General features: G+C 66.4%; 13 protein-coding genes. 7 read left to right on the top strand and 6 right to left on the bottom strand.

The window, feature by feature from the left end; translation table 11 throughout:
• Position 1 precedes the first annotated feature (1 nt).
• From rnr to rpmG, 5 genes are all read left to right on the top strand, one after another.
• On the top strand, positions 2 to 2,326 hold the full coding sequence (gene rnr / locus BSQ44_RS12415; protein WP_072604555.1) for a ribonuclease R: 2,325 nt from the start codon (positions 2 to 4) through the stop codon (positions 2,324 to 2,326).
• Positions 2,326 to 2,760: a DUF983 domain-containing protein gene (locus BSQ44_RS12410; protein ID WP_072604553.1), complete on the top strand. Its 435-nt coding sequence runs from the start codon at positions 2,326 to 2,328 to the stop codon at positions 2,758 to 2,760. The genes rnr and BSQ44_RS12410 overlap by 1 nt, the downstream gene beginning before the upstream one ends.
• Positions 2,761 to 2,801: 41 nt before the next feature.
• Positions 2,802 to 3,533, top strand: a complete 732-nt coding sequence (locus BSQ44_RS12405; RefSeq protein WP_083534990.1) for an NUDIX hydrolase — start codon at positions 2,802 to 2,804, stop codon at positions 3,531 to 3,533.
• Between the two features lie 12 nt (positions 3,534 to 3,545).
• A complete protein-coding gene (locus BSQ44_RS12400; RefSeq protein WP_072604549.1) occupies positions 3,546 to 4,724 on the top strand; it encodes an MFS transporter in 1,179 nt (392 codons plus the stop codon).
• 156 nt (positions 4,725 to 4,880) lie between these two features.
• Positions 4,881 to 5,048 carry a 50S ribosomal protein L33 gene (rpmG, locus tag BSQ44_RS12395; protein ID WP_040995604.1) on the top strand — a complete coding sequence of 56 codons (168 nt, stop codon included), beginning with the start codon at positions 4,881 to 4,883 and terminating at the stop codon, positions 5,046 to 5,048.
• Between the two features lie 450 nt (positions 5,049 to 5,498).
• On the opposite strand, the gene BSQ44_RS12390 is transcribed toward rpmG, so the two are convergent.
• Both BSQ44_RS12390 and BSQ44_RS12385 read right to left on the bottom strand, forming a co-directional pair.
• The gene (locus BSQ44_RS12390; RefSeq protein WP_072604546.1) at positions 5,499 to 6,869 is read right to left on the bottom strand and encodes a PleD family two-component system response regulator; all 1,371 of its coding nucleotides are present in this window, start codon (positions 6,867 to 6,869) and stop codon (positions 5,499 to 5,501) included.
• Positions 6,870 to 6,909: 40 nt separating this feature from the next.
• Positions 6,910 to 7,281 (bottom strand): response regulator, encoded by a 372-nt coding sequence (locus tag BSQ44_RS12385; protein ID WP_072604544.1) that lies wholly within the window; start codon positions 7,279 to 7,281, stop codon positions 6,910 to 6,912.
• Between the two features lie 184 nt (positions 7,282 to 7,465).
• On the opposite strand from BSQ44_RS12385, the gene BSQ44_RS12380 reads away from it, so the two are divergent.
• Complete coding sequence (locus BSQ44_RS12380; RefSeq protein ID WP_072604541.1) at positions 7,466 to 7,795, top strand: DUF3572 domain-containing protein; 330 nt, start codon at positions 7,466 to 7,468, stop codon at positions 7,793 to 7,795.
• A gap of 14 nt (positions 7,796 to 7,809) precedes the next feature.
• Here BSQ44_RS12380 and mfd read toward each other — a convergent pair whose 3' ends face one another.
• Both mfd and BSQ44_RS12370 read right to left on the bottom strand, forming a co-directional pair.
• Positions 7,810 to 11,313: a transcription-repair coupling factor gene (mfd, locus tag BSQ44_RS12375; protein WP_072604538.1), complete on the bottom strand. Its 3,504-nt coding sequence runs from the start codon at positions 11,311 to 11,313 to the stop codon at positions 7,810 to 7,812.
• A 14-nt stretch (positions 11,314 to 11,327) separates the two neighbouring features.
• Positions 11,328 to 11,606, bottom strand: coding sequence for an FAD assembly factor SdhE (locus tag BSQ44_RS12370; protein WP_418202143.1), 279 nt, complete (start codon positions 11,604 to 11,606; stop codon positions 11,328 to 11,330).
• A gap of 101 nt (positions 11,607 to 11,707) precedes the next feature.
• Between BSQ44_RS12370 and recG the strand changes: the two genes are divergently transcribed.
• Positions 11,708 to 13,816, top strand: coding sequence for an ATP-dependent DNA helicase RecG (recG, locus tag BSQ44_RS12365; RefSeq protein ID WP_072604533.1), 2,109 nt, complete (start codon positions 11,708 to 11,710; stop codon positions 13,814 to 13,816).
• A 10-nt stretch (positions 13,817 to 13,826) separates the two neighbouring features.
• On the opposite strand, the gene BSQ44_RS12360 is transcribed toward recG, so the two are convergent.
• Both BSQ44_RS12360 and glmS read right to left on the bottom strand, forming a co-directional pair.
• Complete coding sequence (locus BSQ44_RS12360; RefSeq protein ID WP_114579961.1) at positions 13,827 to 14,534, bottom strand: DUF502 domain-containing protein; 708 nt, start codon at positions 14,532 to 14,534, stop codon at positions 13,827 to 13,829.
• Positions 14,535 to 14,633: 99 nt separating this feature from the next.
• A complete protein-coding gene (gene glmS / locus BSQ44_RS12355) occupies positions 14,634 to 16,457 on the bottom strand; it encodes a glutamine--fructose-6-phosphate transaminase (isomerizing) (protein WP_072608030.1) in 1,824 nt (607 codons plus the stop codon).
• Positions 16,458 to 16,567: the final 110 nt, after the last annotated feature.

Here is a 16,567-nt window from a genome sequence, read left to right as displayed (position 1 = left end):
ATTGGCCAGACGCATCCCAGGCAGCAGGTCGAAGCGCGCTCCCGGCGCCTCGGCGGATGGCGCGGGAGGCGACAAGCCAGACTACCGGCCGTCGCGCGAGGACATCCTCAAATTCGTCGCCGAGAACCCGGACCGCGCCTCGAAACGCGATATCGCCAAGGCATTCTCGTTGCGCGGCGACGACCGCATCTGGCTGAAAGCCGTCCTGCGCGACCTCCAGGCCGAGGGCGTGCTGGAAAAGCGTTCCAGGAAGCTGCACAAGCCGGGCGCCCTGCCCCACGTCACGGTGCTCGACGTCTTCGGCCGCGACGAGGACGGCGGGCTGCTCGCGCGCCCGTCGGAGGAGCGCGAGGGTTTCGAGAGCGAGATCGTCGCGATCCGTCCGACCATGCCCGGGAAAGGGCCTACTCCGGGCGTCGGGGACCGCGTGCTGGCCCGCATCTTTCCCGCGGACGAAGCGCAGGGACCGGACTACACCGGGCAGATCATCAAGGTCTTCGACAAGCGCCGCGAGACAGCACTCGGCGTCATCCGGCGCCTTCCCGACGGCAGCCATCGCGCCGAACCGGTGGAGCGCCGCCAGCCGGAGATGCTGGTCGAAGGCGAGTTCCTGAACGACGCCCAGCCGGGCGACCTCGTCGAACTCGAGCCCATGCGACCGACGCGCTACGGCCTGCCGCGCGGCAAGGTGACGTCGATCATCGGTTCGCTGTCGAGCGAGAAGGCGGTCTCCATGATCGCCATCCACGCCCACGATATCCCGCACGTCTTCCCGCGCGATGTGATCGAGGAGGCCGAACAGGCTACTCCCGCCTCAATGGAGGGCCGGGAGGATTGGCGCGCCGTCCCGCTCGTCACGATCGATCCGGCCGACGCAAAGGACCACGACGACGCCGTCCACGCCGTTCCCGACGAGGACGAGAAGAACCCCGGCGGTGTCATTGTGACCGTCGCCATCGCCGACGTTGCGGCATACGTGCGGCCTGGCTCCGCGCTCGACCGCGAGGCGCTGAAGCGCGGCAATTCGGTCTATTTTCCAGATCGCGTCGTGCCGATGCTTCCCGAGCACATCTCCAACGATCTTTGCTCGCTCCGTGAGGGTCAGGACCGCCCCGCCCTTGCCGTGCGCATGACCTTCGCCGCCGACGGACGCAAGCTGCGGCACTCCTTTCATCGCGTGATGATGAAATCCGCCGCCCGGCTCTCCTATCCGCAGGCGCAGGCTGCGATCGATGGCGCGGCGGATGACAAGACTGGGCCGATCCTCGAAGGCACGCTGCGGCCGCTCTGGGAGGCCTATGCCGTGCTGTCGCGCGGTCGTCAGCATCGCGGTCCCCTCGAACTCGACCTCCCCGAGCGCAAACTCCAGCTGAAGCCGGACGGAACGGTCGACCGCGTCGTCGTGCCGGAGCGCCTCGACGCGCACCGATTGATCGAAGAGTTCATGATCCAGGCAAACGTGGCTGCCGCCGAGACGCTGGAGGCGAAGAAGCAGCCGCTGATCTACCGCATCCACGACGCGCCATCGCTTTCCAAGCAGGAATCGCTACGCGAATTCCTCCAGACCGTCGACCTGTCGCTCGCGCGTGGGCCGCAGCTGCGCCCCTCCCAGTTCAACGCTCTGCTCGAAAAGGTAAAGGGCGAGGAAAACGAGTTGCTGATCAACGAGGTTGTCCTGCGCTCGCAGAGCCAGGCGGAGTACTCGCCCGGGAACATCGGCCACTTCGGGCTCAACCTGCGGCGTTACGCTCACTTCACATCGCCGATTCGCCGTTATGCCGACCTCGTCGTTCACCGTGCCCTGATTGCAGCGCTCGGGCTGGGCAAGGACGGGCTGACGCCGGGCGAGGAAGCGCGGCTGGAAGACACCTCGGCACTCATCTCCGCATCGGAGCGGCGCGCCATGGCGGCGGAGCGCGACACCGTCGACCGGTTGATCGCCGACCACCTCGCCTCGCGCAAGGGCGAGCAGTTCGAGGCCCGCGTCGGAGGCGTCACCAAGGCGGGGCTCTTCGTCAGATTGCCGCAGTTCGGCGCGGACGGCTTCATACCGGTGTCATCGCTCGGCAATGATTACTATATCTACGACGAATCGGCGCATTCGCTGGTCGGCGAGAGGGGCGGAAAAGGTTACCGGCTCGGCGACGCGGTAGAGGTCCGGCTGGTGGAGATCGCTCCGCTGGCGGGTTCGATGCGGTTCGAGATGTTGAGCGAGCCACGGCCCTTGCCGCCGGCCACCCGTTCCTTCCACAAGGCGAAGCGGCGGGACCGGCGGCTTTCGTCGAAGGCACCGCGGCGGGCAGGCGTCCGCCAGAGGAGAAAATGATGGAACGACAGGCATTCGGCGCACAAAAAACGGCGGGCCAGCCCGGCCGCAGCGCTTGGCAGGCGATGAAGCGCGGCTTCCTCGGACGCTGCCCGAACTGCGGTGAAGGCAAGCTCTTCGCCTCATTCGCCCGGACCAATGACAGCTGCGAAGTCTGCGGCGAGGCCTTCCACCACCATCGGGCGGACGACCTTCCGGCCTATCTGGTGATCTTCATCGTCGGCCACGTCGTGGTCGGCGCCTTTATGGGCGCCGAGGCGGTCACGCAGCTCTCCATGTGGCAGCATCTGGCGATCTGGGTCCCGGTGACCATTGTCTCGGCGATTGCCCTCCTGCAGCCGGTCAAGGGCGCGGTCGTTGGCCTGCAATGGGCCTTCCACATGCACGGTTTCGGCGGCCATCCGGACGAACTCGAAACGCATCCCGAAGGCTGAGGGAGATGGCCGTGGGGGAGAAGAAGTCCGTTGCGGAGGGCATGACCCGCACCGAACTGGACAAGGCCGAATCGAAGGATTTCGCCCTCGGCGGCAAGCCGATGCGGCCCCGCGACGCGGCCACGCTGATCCTGCTCGACCGGTCCGGAAGCGACGTGAAGGTCCTGCTCGGCCGCCGCCATCACAAGCATGCCTTCATGCCGGGGCGATTCGTCTTCCCCGGCGGCCGTACCGATCCCCATGACAGCCGCGTGGCGACCGTCACGACGCTGCCGCCGGAAGAGGAGATGCGGATTGCCGGCCACCACGCCCGCGCCTCCCGCGCCCGGGCCCGGGCGATCGCGCTTTCGGCCATCCGCGAGACCTACGAGGAGGCCGGGTTGCTGATCGGCGAGCGAGGTGCCTTTGCCTCGACCCGCCCCGGATGGCAGGGCTTCGTGGAGCATGGGGTCAGTCCCTCGCTCGAACGCCTGCGCTTCGTCGCCCGCGCCATCACGCCGCCCGGACGCGTGCGCCGCTTCGACACGCGCTTCATCGCCGCCTGGCGCGACGACGTCGCCGTCGCCCTGCCCGACGGCGGCCCCACCAACGAACTCGAGGAACTGTGCTGGCTGCCGGTCGAGGAAGCCAAGACGCTGGAGATTCCCGCGATTACCCGCACTGTGCTGGAGGAACTCCAGGCGCGGCTGGCGACGGATCCCGAATTGCGGCCCGGCGCCCCTGCCCCGTTCTACCGCATGCTGCGCAACCGCTTCGTGCGCGATACGATCTGACCCCAGCACATCATGGCGCGCGTTGTTCCATCACACGAGGGTGCGGCGCCGGACCGGGTGCGCTGGCTGTCGCTTGCCGCCGCCATTGCTTCCATCACCGCCGTCGGCGTCGCCATCGGGCTCGGCATACCGCTTCTCAGCATCCTTCTGGAATCGCGTGGCCATTCGGCGACCGCGATAGGCTTCAACACGGCCGTCGCCGGCATCGCGTCCATCGCCATGGCGCCGTTCGCCATTCCAGTGGCGGTGCGGTTCGGCGTCATCCGCACCATGGTCTTCGCGATCGCCGCCGGTGCGCTCTCCTTTGCCGGCTTCTATTTCGCCGACCACTACTGGATGTGGCTGCCGCTGCGCGCCGTCATGCACGCGGCGATGACGGTTCTCTTCATCCTGTCGGAGTTCTGGATCAGTGCCTCCGCCCCGCCGCAAAAGCGCGGGCTGGTGCTCGGCATCTATGCCACTGTCCTGTCGCTCGGCTTCGCCTTCGGCCCGTGGCTCTTCGCGCAGATCGGCAGTGAGGGCTTCGCTCCGTTCGGCGTCGGCGTCATCATCATCGCGCTCGCCGCGCTGCCGGTGATGATCGCTTGGCGCGAGAGCCCCGATATTTCCGGCCACGGATCGAGCGCTAGCTTCGGGCGTTACGTCTTCCTCGTCCCGACCGCGACCGCCGCCGTGCTGGTCTTCGGAGCCGTCGAGACCGGCGGCTTCGCGCTCTTTCCCGTCTACGGCAGCCGGATCGGCTACAGCGAAGCGGATTCCGCCCTGCTCCTGACCGCGATCGGGCTCGGCAACGTGCTCCTGCAGGTGCCGCTCGGCATGATCAGCGACCGGGTGCGCGACCGGCGCACGATCCTCGCCGCCTGCGCACTGATCGGGCTCGCGGGGATGGTCGTCCTCCCGATGGTGGCCGACAACTGGTACCTCATGGCGGCCGTGCTCTTCGTGTGGGGCGGTGTCGTCGCCGGGCTCTATACGATCGGTCTCGCCCATCTCGGCTCGCGGCTCAGCGGTCGCGACCTCGCCTCGGCCAACGCCGCCTTCGTCTTCTGCTACGGCGTCGGCATGATCGCCGGCCCGCAGGTGATCGGATCCGGCATGGACATCTTCGGCCCGCACGGTTTCGCCTGGTCGCTCGCCCTGTTCTTCGCCGCCTATCTCGTGCTGGCGCTCTCGAGGATGATCGGCCGGTAGGACGAGCAGATCGAAAGTCGCTTGAGACGAGGCCGCCCTTGACTTTCGTCCGCGCTCGTTTATGTCTCCGCCAACTTTCCGCGGACGGTCGAGCCGTCGCGCGCCTTGTGGCGCGAGATCGGAAACCCCAACACTCTGGACGGACGGATACCTGCCATGGCCAAAGCCGCGAACATCAAGATCAAGCTCCTCTCGACCGCCGACACCGGCTTCTTCTACGTGACGAGCAAGAACAGCCGCACCAAGACCGACAAGCTGTCGTTCCGCAAGTACGACCCGATCGCCAAGAAGCACGTCGAGTTCAAGGAAACCAAGATCAAGTAGTCCGGCCGGGGTTTCCCCGCCGTCGATTCAAACGCCGCCTTCGGGCGGCGTTTTTCGTTTCGCCAACACTTTCGCCAAGGCAGCAATGGATTGCGTCGCTGCAATAGCGGCGTGCGAGCGCAATCAAGGCACTACGGCTGCGGCTTCACGCTCTAATTGAAGGAAAAGGGGGCCGGTCGGCAATCTGACAGCGGTACGAGGAGGCCACTGAGTGTCAGCGCCGACCGGCCAACCCCACGGAACCCAGGAGATGCGGCGGACCTGAGCATCATGGGGTATTCGAACACGTCTCTACAACCGGCAAGCCGGCCGATGGGCTCGTTCGATCATCCCGCGCAGACACTCGCGCAAGATTTCGCGGAAATCAACCGATTATTAATCATGTAGGCCGGTTGGCTCACGTTAACGTAAACAAATGTGCCGTAACGGCACATGTCGTCCAATAAAGCCTCAGGCGGCCCTTGCCACGACCCGATTGCGGCCCCCGTTCTTGGCGTCGTAGAGCGCAGCGTCTGCCCTCTTCATCAGTTTCTCCACGCTGTCGCCGGCGCGGTTCAGGGTCGCGACCCCGACGCTGACGGTCACGGGCACGCCCTCGGCCGCCCCGACCTCGAACACCGCACGTTCGATCTCCGAGCGAACGCGTTCGGCCACCTTCTCGGCGATCGCGCCGTCCGTGTCCGGCATGACAACGACGAACTCCTCGCCGCCGAAGCGACAGGCGAGGTCGATGCCGCGCACGTTCTTGCGCAGCCTGCGGGCGAATTCGCGCAACACCGCATCGCCGCCGTCGTGGCCGAAGGTGTCGTTGATCGCCTTGAAGCGGTCGAGGTCGGTAATCATAACCGACAGCGGCCTGCGCCGCGACATGGCCCGGTCGAACAAGGTCTGGAGATGGCTGTCGAGATAGCGGCGGTTGTGCAGCCCGGTCAGCCCGTCGGTGACGGCCATCTCGATGGTCTGGGTTACCGATGCCCGCAAATGGTCGTTGTAGCGCTTGCGCTTGACCTGCGTCCTTAGCCGCGCGACGAGTTCCTGCTCGTCGACGGGCCGTACGATGTAGTCGTTGACGCCCAGTTCCAGCGCCCGCACGATCCGCTCGTCCTCGCCCATCTCGGCGATCAGGATGATCGGCAGGAATCGCGTGCGGTCGAGCGAGCGCAGCTGCGAGCACAGGCGCAACGGGTCGAATTCGGCGAAGCCGGTCGAGATGACGACGCAGTCGTAGGGATTTTCCGCCGCCTGGAAGAGCCCGACCTGCGGATCGTCGGCGAGGTCGACGTCCGCCGTGGCCGACAGCTTCTTGCGGATGGCCGAAGAGGACGACGACTTCTCGTCGATCAGGAGCACGCGGGGCGGGCCCTCGTTGACGCTCGTGCGTGCGGCGAGCAATTCCTCGATGCCGATGTTGCGCGTGGTTGAAGCGCGCAGCCTCAGTTCGTCCGACAGCATCTTCAGCCGCACCAGGCTCTTCACCCGCGTCATCAGTTGCAGGTCGTTCACCGGCTTGGTCAGAAAATCGTCGGCGCCCACCTCCAGGCCGCGGATGCGGTCCGACACCTGGTCGAGCGCCGTCACCATGACGACGGGGATGTGCGCGGTGGCAGGGTCCTCCTTGAGGCGGCGGCAGACCTCGAAGCCGTCCATCTCCGGCATCATGATGTCGAGGAGGACGACGTCCACCTTGCCATTCTCGCAGATTTCCAGCGCGTCCCTCCCGTTCGCGGCGGTCAGCACCTCGAAATATTCGGCCAAGAGCCGGGCTTCGAGCAGCCTCAGATTGGCGGGGACGTCGTCGACGACGAGAATGCGCGCTGTCATGCGGTCTTTCCGGCGGAGCGGGAATTCGAGCGCCCGGACATCAGGCGTCGCCCAGATAGGACTTGATCGTCTCGATGAACTTGCCGACCGAGATCGGCTTGGAGATATAGGCCTCGCACCCGCCCTGACGAATCCGTTCCTCGTCGCCCTTCATGGCGAAGGCGGTGACGGCGATGACGGGGATCTTGTGGAGGTCATCGTCCTCCTTCAGCCACTTGGTGACTTCCAGCCCTGAAACCTCCGGCAACTGGATGTCCATCAGGATCAGGTCCGGTTGGTGGGCGCGTGCGAGGTCGAGAGCCTCCAGCCCGTTGCGCGTGCGCACGGTCTCGTAGCCGCTCGCTTCGATAAGGTCGCGGAAGAGCTTCATGTTGAGCTCGTTGTCCTCGACGATCATCACCTTCTTGGCCATACGATGCCCCACCCGGCACGATTCTTCAGTCCGCGCCAATGCTCGTCACGGCGGAACATGATTCGGCTTTCGCGGTAAGCTAGCGCGATTTGATTGACGAAACGCAAATCCCGAGCCGAAAGCCACTGACACTACACGGCTTTCGCCGTTGCAGCGGTCTCCCGAACCGGGTTATGGCCTTCCCATGAAGGATATCACGCGACCGACGAGCCGGACCGCTGGAGCGACGAAGTCCACTCCCGACGCGGAGACGCTGGCCGTCAGCGCGCTCTCCTTCATAGCGTCCGACCCTGTGTTGATGCCGCGCTTCCTCGCCATGTCCGGCATCGAGGCCAGCGACATTCGCAGGGCGGCAGCCGAACCCGGCTTCCTTGCCGGCGTACTCAACTTCCTCCTCGCCCACGAGCCGAGCCTGATGGCCTTCTGCGAGGCGACCGGCAGCGACCCCGCGCAGGTCGGCCGTGCGGCTCAGATGCTGCCGGGCGGCGACGGGAGCTTCGACCGCTCCACCTGAGCCGGCGATCTGCCTCAGGCCGCGTCCGCCTTCTCCGCCAGCCGAGCCAGCTGTGTCATCACCACGGCAGCACCGGCGAGCCGCTTCTCCGGCTTCGGCCAGTCGCGGATGAAGACCACGCTCTGGTCTGGCCTTATCTTCGCCAGCGACCCCTGTTCGGCGATCATCTTCACCAGACCCGCCGGATCGGCGAAGGTCTTGTCGCGGAACTGGATGACCACGCCCTTCGGCCCGGCATCGAGCTTTTCCACGTTGGCCTTGCGGCACAGCGCCTTGATGAAGACGATCTTGAGGAGGTGCTGCACCTCTTCCGGCAGCGGTCCGAAACGGTCGATCAGCTCGGCACCGAAGGAATCGATCTCCTCCGTCGTTTCCAGTTCCGCCAGGCGGCGGTAGAGCGCCAGCCTGAGCTGGAGGTCGGAAACGTAGTTTTCCGGGATCATGACCGCCGTGCCCACCGTGATCTGCGGCGACCATGAACCGTCGGAGACCTCGCCGGTGCCGCGGATTTCGGCCACCGCCTCCTCCAGCATCTGCTGGTAGAGCTCGAAGCCGACCTCCTTGATGTGGCCCGACTGCTCCTCGCCGAGCAGGTTTCCGGCGCCGCGGATGTCGAGGTCGTGGCTGGCGAGCTGGAAGCCGGCGCCGAGCGTGTCGAGCGACTGGAGCACCTTCAGGCGCCGCTCGGCGGTCTGGGTCAGGGTGCGGTTGTTGGGCAGCGTGAACAGCGCGTAGGCGCGCGCCTTGGAACGGCCGACGCGTCCGCGCAGCTGATAGAGCTGCGCCAGGCCGAACATGTCGGCGCGGTGCACGATCAGCGTGTTGGCGGTCGGGATGTCTAGCCCGGATTCCACGATCGTCGTCGACAGGAGCACGTCGTAGCTGCCGTCATAGAAGGCGTTCATGATGTCGTCGAGCTCGCCTGGCGGCAACTGGCCGTGCGCCACGGCAACCTTCAGTTCCGGCACGGATTCACGCAGGAAGTCATGCACTTCCGTCAAGTCGCTGATGCGGGGCACGACGTAGAAGCACTGCCCGCCGCGGTATCGCTCGCGAAGCAGCGTCTCGCGGATGACCAATGGATCGAAGGGCGAGATGAAGGTGCGCACCGCCATTCGGTCGACCGGCGCGGTGGTGATCAGCGACAGTTCGCGCACTCCCGTCAGCGCCAGTTGCAGCGTGCGCGGGATCGGTGTCGCGGAAAGCGTCAGCACGTGCACGTCGCTTTTCAGGTCCTTCAGCCGCTCCTTGTGCTTGACCCCGAAATGCTGCTCCTCGTCGATGATCAGCAGGCCGAGGCTCTTGAAGCTGATCGCCGCACCCAGCAGCGCATGGGTGCCGACGACAATGTCCACCGTTCCGTCGGCGATGCCCTTCTTCGTCTCCGCCAGTTCCTTTGCTCCGACCAGCCGCGAGGCCTGCCGCACCCGGATCGGCAGGCCGGAGAAGCGTTGCGAGAACGTCTTGAAGTGCTGGCGCGCCAGCAAGGTCGTCGGCACCACTACTGCAACTTGTAGGCCCTCCATGGCGGCGAGGAAGGCGGCGCGCAACGCCACCTCGGTCTTGCCGAAGCCGACGTCGCCGCAGATCAGGCGGTCCATCGGGCGTCCGGCGCCGAGATCGTCGATGACAGAATCGATGGCGGTCTGCTGGTCTTCCGTCTCCTCGTAGGGGAAGCGCGCGGCGAACTCGCCGTAGAGCCCTTCCGGCGGTACCAGCGCCGGCGCGCCGCGCATCTGCCGCTCCGCCGCGATGCGGATCAGGTCGCCCGCCATCTCCAGCAGGCGCTTCTTCAGCTTGGCCTTGCGCGACTGCCAAGCGCCGCCGCCCAGCCGGTCGAGCGGCGTGTCGGCCGCGTCCGAACCGTAGCGCGACAAGAGCTCGATGTTTTCGACCGGCAGGAACAGCCGCCCGTCGCCGGCATAGTGGATTTCCAGGCAGTCGTGCGGCGCGCCCGCCGCCTCGATGTTCTTCAGGCCGATGAAGCGTCCGATGCCGTGGTCGGCATGGACGACGATGTCGCCCGCCGCTAGCGACGAGAGTTCCGAGATGAAATCGGCGGCGCGCTTGCGCTTTGAGCGCCTGACCAGGCGGTCGCCGAGAATGTCCTGCTCGCCGAGCAGGACCAACCGCGCAGTCTCGAAGCCGGTCTCGACGGGAAGAATCGCCACACCCGCCTCGCCCGCCGGCAGCTTCTCCAGGTCGGCGAGGCTCTCCACCCGCGTCATGTTGCCGAGGCCGTGTTCGTCCAGGATCTGGCCGAGCCGGTCGAGCGACCCCTCGCTCCACGCGGCGATCAGCACCTTGCGTCCCGCCCCGCGCTCGGCGGCGACATACTTGACGGCATGATCGAAGACGTTGGCGTTCGGATCGGCGCGCTCGGCGGCGAAGCTGCGCCCCGCCCGCGACTTCGCGTTGAGGATCACCCGGCCGCCGGCCGGCGGCGCCTCGAACGGCGAGAGATCGCAGACCAGCCGCTCGCCCGCTTCCGGCACCATGCTTTCGGGGGTCAGGTAGAGCCGGTCCGGCGGCGTCGGATTGTAGGGCGTGGCGTCGCCCAGCCCCTTGCCCTCGGCCTGCCGCTTCCTCGCCTCGTAGTGGTCGAGGATCAGCGTGTGCCGCTCCGACAGGGACTCGTGCGCCAGATTGTCGAAGACCAGCGGACCGTCCGGCACGTAATCGAAGATCGTCTCGAGGCCGTCGTAGAAGAAAGGCAGCCAGTGCTCCATGCCGGCAAAGCGGCGGCCCTCGCTGATGGCGGCATAAAGCGCGTCATCGCGCGAGGGCGCTCCGAAGGCCTCGATATAGTTGCGGCGGAATCGGCTGATCGTCTCGGGCGTCAGCGCCACCTCGCTCGCCGGCTGGAGCGACATCTCCTTGCGCTGGCCCGTCGTGCGCTGGGTTGCCGCATCGAAGGCGCGGATCGATTCCAGCGTGTCGCCGAAGAAGTCGAGCCTGAGCGGCTCCGGCCAGCCCGGCGCGTGGAGATCGAGAATACCGCCGCGTACGGCGAAGTCGCCGACGTCGCGCACCGTGCCGACCCGATCGAAGCCGTTGGTCTCCAGCCGGTCGATCAGCGCCTTCATGTCGACCTGGTTGCCGGGGCGCACCGAGAAGGACTGCGCGGCCAGCAGCGCGGCCGGCGGCACGCGCTGCAGCACCGCGTTGACCGTCGTGATCACCACCGCCCGGTGCGGCTTCTCTCGCAACGCGATCATCGCCGACAGCGCATCCAGCCGCCGCGCGGCGGCGTCGGCGCCGGGCGACACGCGGTCATAGGGAAGGCAGTCCCAAGCGGGCAGTTCCAGCACCGGCAGACCGGGCGCGGCGAAGCCCAGCGCCTCGATGATGGCCGGGATGCGCTGGCCGTCGCGCGCGACGAACAACACCGGCCGGTCGCCCGCCGCCTCCGCGGCGATCCGCGCCAGCACGAAGGCCTCGAAGCCGTCGGCGACGCCGCCGATCGTCACGGCCCCGGTGCGGCCAGGCTTCAGGCCGAGAGAATCGATAAGGCTCATGTTTTCAGTTGTCGTCAGAAGGGCATGACCTGGCGGAACGCCTGGATCCTGCGGAAAAGCGGATGGTCGTACTGCTCGGGAACCGGGGCTTCACCGGTCATCCATTTCAGGAGGTCGGCGTCCAGCTGGTCGAGCAGATCCTCATATTGGTCGAGTTCGCCGGAACTCAAGGTGTCGATGCGGGCATCGGCAAAGGTTCCGAGCAGGAGGTCCACCTCGCGCATGCCGCGGTGCCAGGACCGGTAGAGCGCCTTCTTGCGCCTGATCTCCAACCCGCCGCTGCTTCTCGTCATACCGCTCATCGCTCGTCCGTCCTGTCGGTGAGCGCATATATAGTGGATCGCGGCGGGTGTCAGCCTTGCATCGGCCCGCCGAGCACATAAGGTCGCTGCCGATGCGTCCCTCCCTCCTCGATCCCCTCTATGCGCCCGCCACTTCGCTCGAGGGCGTCGGCCCGAAGGTCCTCGCCCTCCTGGAAAGGGTCGTGCCCGCCGACGTCGGCGAGCGCGACCTGCGCGTCGGCGACCTGCTCTTCGTCCTCCCGCACTCGCTCATCGACCGGCGCAGCCGGCCCGAGATCGCTGGCGCCGCGCAAGGCGCGATCGTCACGCTGGAGGTCACCATCGACCGCCACCAGCCGCCGCCGCGCGGCAAGGGCAACCAGCCCTACCGCGTCTTCGCCTTCGACGAGACCGGTGAGATCGCGCTCACCTTCTTCCATGCCAAGGGAAACTGGCTGGAAAAATCGCTGCCCGTCGGCGAGCGCTTCCTCGTCTCCGGCCGCATGGAGTGGTTCAACGGTCGCCCTTCCATGGTCCACCCCGACCACATGGTGCCGGCCGACCGCGCCGAGGACCTGCCGCTGGTGGAACCGGTCTATCCGCTGACCGCGGGCCTTTCCCCGCGCGTCCTGCGCCGCATCCTCGCGCAGGCCCTGGGGCGCACGCCCTCGCTGCCGGAATGGCTCGATGCCGAACTGATGCGGCGGCATTCGTTTCCGGACTTCCGTGCCGCACTTGGGCGGCTGCACGAGCCGGGCGACGCGCTCGACGTCTCGCTGGACAATCCCGCTCGCCGCCGCCTTGCCTATGACGAGCTTCTGGCCGGACAGGTCTCGCTGGCGCTGGTGCGCTCGCGCATCCGGCGACTATCCGGCCGGCCGCTCAAAGGCGACGGTTCGCTCGTCGCGCGCATCCGCGCCGCCCTGCCCTACAGCCTCACCGGGTCGCAGGAGAAGGCGGTGGCCGAGATCGAAGCGGACCTCGCCCGTCCGGAGCGCATGCTGCGGCTGCTGCAGGGCGACGTCGGCGCCGGCAAGACGGTGGTGGCATTGCTTGCCATGGCGCGCGCGGCGGAGGCCGGAGGCCAGGCGGCACTGATGGCCCCGACCGAGATCCTGGCGCGCCAGCATTTCGCCACCATCGCGCCGCTGGCCGAAGGGGCGGGCCTGACGGTGCGCATCCTCACCGGCCGCGAAAAGGGCCGCGAGCGCGCCGAAATCCTCGCCGGCCTCGCTGACGGGTCGATCCACTTCGTGGTAGGTACCCACGCGCTGTTCCAGGACACCGTCGCCTATCGCAACTTGGTGCTCGCGATCGTCGACGAGCAGCATCGTTTCGGCGTGCACCAGCGCCTGTCGATCACCGCGAAGGGCGACGCCCCGGACATGCTGGTCATGACCGCCACCCCGATCCCGCGCACGCTGGTGCTCACCGCCTTCGGCGACATGGACGTGTCGCGCCTGACCGAGAAGCCCGCGGGCCGACAGCCGATCCAGACGGTGACGCTGCCCACCGAACGCCTCGACGAACTGGTCGCGCGCATCGGCCGCGCCGTCGACGAGGGCCAGAAAATCTACTGGATCTGCCCCCTGGTGGAGGAATCCGAAGATGTCGGTCTGATGTCGGCGGAAGACCGTGCGAAGTCCCTCAGGAAGCATTTCGGACCGCTGGTCGGCCTCGTGCACGGACGGATGAAGGGTGCCGAGAAGGACGAAGCAATGCGCGCTTTCAAGGCCGGCGAGACGCGCGTCCTTGTCGCAACGACGGTGATCGAGGTCGGGGTCGACATACCGGACGCCACGATCATGGTCATCGAGCATGCCGAGCGCTTCGGCCTCGCCCAACTCCACCAGTTGCGCGGGCGCGTCGGGCGCGGTGACAAGGCCTCCACCTGCGTGCTGCTCTACGAGGGTCCGCTTGGCGAAACGGCAAAGCGGCGGCTGTCGGTCATGCGGGAGACAGAGGACGGCTTCGTCATCTCCGAGGAGGACCTGAAGCTTCGCGGCGAAGGCGAACTCTTGGGCACGCGCCAGTCGGGAACGCCTGGCTTCCTCGTCGCCCGGCTGGAAGCGCATGGCGACCTCCTGGAGATCGCGCGCGACGACGCCCGGCTCCTGCTCGACCGCGATCCGGAACTCGCGTCCGAACGGGGGAAGGCGCTGCGGCTGCTGCTTTATCTCTTCGGCCGCGACGAAGCGGTGCGGCTCCTGCGCGCGGGCTGAAGCTTGGCGGCTATTCGGCTGCCGAAAGCGGCGGCGCGACCCGAGAGTCGGCTTGCCGCACCAGTTCCTCGGTCTTCTTCTGGTACTCCGGAGTCACCAGGCCAGCCGATATCACCAGCTTGGCCGCCTCCTCCACCGTCATCGAGAGCTCGATCAGTTCCGACCGCGGCACGTACATGAGGAAGCCGGTGGTCGGGTTGGGAGTGGAAGGAAGAAACACCGCGATCGAATCCTCCGCATGAGCCTCGATCCTCGAATTCACCTCCGACTGCCGCTCGCTGGAGATGAAGACGATCGCCCAGGCGCCGCGGCGCGGATACTCGATCAGGCCGACCTTCTTGAACACCTCGGACTTGTTCGACAACACCGTCTCGAAGATCTGCTTCAGCGCCCGGTAGATCGAGCGTACCAGCGGCATCCGGTCGAGCAGGTACTCGCCGTAGGAGACGATGGTGCGGCCGATGAAGTTGGCAGTCAGGAACCCGATCAGCGTGATCAGCACCACCGCGACGATGAGCCCGAATCCGGGCACCGCGAAGGGCAGGTAGTTGTCGGGATTGTAGCGCGCCGGAATGTAGGGTTTGACCCAGGAATCCACCCAGCCGATGAACGACCAGGCAATATAGGCCGTGATGGCGAGAGGCGCCGTGACGACGAAGCCGGTCAGGAAATAATTCCTGATTCGCGTCATGCCGCGGTGCTTGGGCTGTTCTGACATAGAGATCAATCCGGATCGGGACCCTCAGGATAAATAGCCCATCCGGTCGAAATTATGAAACGTGCGAAATAATCCGCGGGTTCCGGATCGTCGCGGACATCATTCCACGGTCACCGACTTGGCGAGGTTCCTCGGCTGGTCGACGTCGGTGCCCATGAAGACGGCCGTATGGTAGGCCAGCATCTGCACCGGCAGCGCGTAGACGATCGGCGCGATGATCTCCGGCATGTCCGGCAGCACGATGGTCTCGAACGTCTCGATGCCGGCGCGCCGCGAGCCCTCCTTGTCGGTGATCAGGATGATCTTGCCGCCGCGCGCGGCGACCTCCTGCATGTTCGACACCGTCTTGTCGAAGACGCGGTCGTGCGGCGCGATCACGATCACCGGCATGTCGCGGTCGATCAGCGCGATCGGCCCGTGTTTCAGTTCGCCGGCCGCGTAGCCCTCGGCATGGATGTAGGAGATTTCCTTGAGCTTCAGCGCGCCCTCGACGGCCATCGGATAGTTCGTCCCGCGGCCGAGATAGAGCACGTGCTTGTATTGCGACAACTTGCGACCGACGCGGTCGATCTGCTCCTCGAGCTTCAGCGCCTGGGTGGCATAGCGCGGCGTCTCCGAAAGCTCGCGCACCAGCTGCTTTTCCTCCTGGGCCGAGATCGTCCCGCGCTCGGAAGCCGCGCGCACCGCCAGCGCCGCCAGCACCGAGAGCTGGCAGGTGAAGGCCTTGGTCGACGCCACCCCGATCTCGGGTCCGGCGAGCGTGGGAAACACGCAGTCGGATTCGCGCGCGATCGTGGACTCCTGCACGTTCACGATGGCGCCGATCGGGATGCCCTCGGCCCGGCAGTAGCGCAGCGAAGCCAGCGTGTCCGCCGTCTCGCCCGACTGCGACACGAAGAAGGCCGCGCTCGCCTTCGGCATCGGCATCTCGCGGTAGCGGAACTCCGAGGCCACGTCGATGTCCACCGGCAGGCGCGCGTAGCGCTCGAACCAGTACTTAGAGACCAGCCCGGCGAGATAGGCCGTGCCGCAGGCCGAGATCGCGATCCGGTCGAGCTTGGCGAAGTCGAACGGTAGCGATTCCCGCTTGGCCTTGCCTTCGGCGAAGTCGAGATAATGCGAGAGCGTATGGGAGATCACCTCCGGCTGCTCGTGGATCTCCTTTTCCATGAAGTGCCGGTGGTTGCCCTTGTCGACCATGAAGCTGGTGCCGATCGACTTCTGGCGGCGGCGCTCCACCGGGTCGCCGTTCATGTCGAATATCTGCATGCCCGCGCGGCGGACCACCGCCCAGTCGCCGTCTTCCAGGTAGGTGATGGCATTGGTGAAGGGCGACAACGCGATGGCGTCGGAGCCGAGATACATCTCACCATGACCGTGGCCGACGGCGAGCGGCGGGCCGCTGCGCGCGCCGATGATCAGGTCCTCGTCGCCGCGGAACATGATGGCGAGCGCGAATGCGCCCTCGAGCCGCTTCAGTGCGTTGAAGGCCGCCTTTTCCGGCGTCTCGCCGCGCTCGAGCTCGCGCGAAACCAGATGCGCCACCACCTCGGTGTCGGTCTGCGAGGTGAAGGTGTAGCCCTCCGCCACCAGTTCGTCCCTGAGGTCGGCGAAATTCTCGATGATACCGTTGTGGACGATCGCGACGTCCTTGGCGAAATGCGGATGCGCGTTGGTCTCGTTCGGCACGCCGTGGGTGGCCCAGCGGGTGTGCCCGATACCGATCAGTCCGTCGAGCGGCTCGTCGCGCAGCCTCTTTTCGAGATTGATCAGCTTGCCCTCGGCGCGCCGCCGGGCGAGGTGCCCGCTCTCGATGGTTGCCACCCCGGCCGAATCGTAGCCGCGGTATTCAAGCCGCTTCAGCGCGTCGACGATGAGCGGAGCCACGGGCGTCGAGCCCACGATTGCAACGATGCCACACATGATGCGCCCAAGACCCCGCGAATAGACCTGCCGACCGCCGACTGCGATCATGTAGGCCCGAGCCTAGCCGAACGGTACTAAAAATTCTTTTCAGCGCATGACAGTCCGCG

This window comes from Aquibium oceanicum, from assembly GCF_001889605.1.
Taxonomy (GTDB): domain Bacteria; phylum Pseudomonadota; class Alphaproteobacteria; order Rhizobiales; family Rhizobiaceae; genus Aquibium; species Aquibium oceanicum.
Note: the sequence above shows the minus strand (reverse complement) of the source record. Positions and strands in the feature narration are given on the sequence as shown.

What these genes read in the sequence shown, in the direction of transcription:
- BSQ44_RS12410 (WP_072604553.1), top strand. Translation starts at nt 2,326, where the DNA reads ATGGAACGACAGGCATTCGGCGCACAAAAAACGGCGGGCCAGCCCGGC.
- BSQ44_RS12405 (WP_083534990.1), top strand. Translation starts at nt 2,802, where the DNA reads ATGACCCGCACCGAACTGGACAAGGCCGAATCGAAGGATTTCGCCCTC.
- BSQ44_RS12400 (WP_072604549.1), top strand. Translation starts at nt 3,546, where the DNA reads ATGGCGCGCGTTGTTCCATCACACGAGGGTGCGGCGCCGGACCGGGTG.
- rpmG (WP_040995604.1), top strand. Translation starts at nt 4,881, where the DNA reads ATGGCCAAAGCCGCGAACATCAAGATCAAGCTCCTCTCGACCGCCGAC.
- BSQ44_RS12390 (WP_072604546.1), bottom strand. Translation starts at nt 6,869, where the DNA reads ATGACAGCGCGCATTCTCGTCGTCGACGACGTCCCCGCCAATCTGAGG.
- BSQ44_RS12385 (WP_072604544.1), bottom strand. Translation starts at nt 7,281, where the DNA reads ATGGCCAAGAAGGTGATGATCGTCGAGGACAACGAGCTCAACATGAAG.
- BSQ44_RS12380 (WP_072604541.1), top strand. Translation starts at nt 7,466, where the DNA reads ATGAAGGATATCACGCGACCGACGAGCCGGACCGCTGGAGCGACGAAG.
- mfd (WP_072604538.1), bottom strand. Translation starts at nt 11,313, where the DNA reads ATGAGCCTTATCGATTCTCTCGGCCTGAAGCCTGGCCGCACCGGGGCC.
- BSQ44_RS12370 (WP_418202143.1), bottom strand. Translation starts at nt 11,606, where the DNA reads ATGACGAGAAGCAGCGGCGGGTTGGAGATCAGGCGCAAGAAGGCGCTC.
- recG (WP_072604533.1), top strand. Translation starts at nt 11,708, where the DNA reads ATGCGTCCCTCCCTCCTCGATCCCCTCTATGCGCCCGCCACTTCGCTC.
- BSQ44_RS12360 (WP_114579961.1), bottom strand. Translation starts at nt 14,534, where the DNA reads ATGTCAGAACAGCCCAAGCACCGCGGCATGACGCGAATCAGGAATTAT.
- glmS (WP_072608030.1), bottom strand. Translation starts at nt 16,457, where the DNA reads ATGTGTGGCATCGTTGCAATCGTGGGCTCGACGCCCGTGGCTCCGCTC.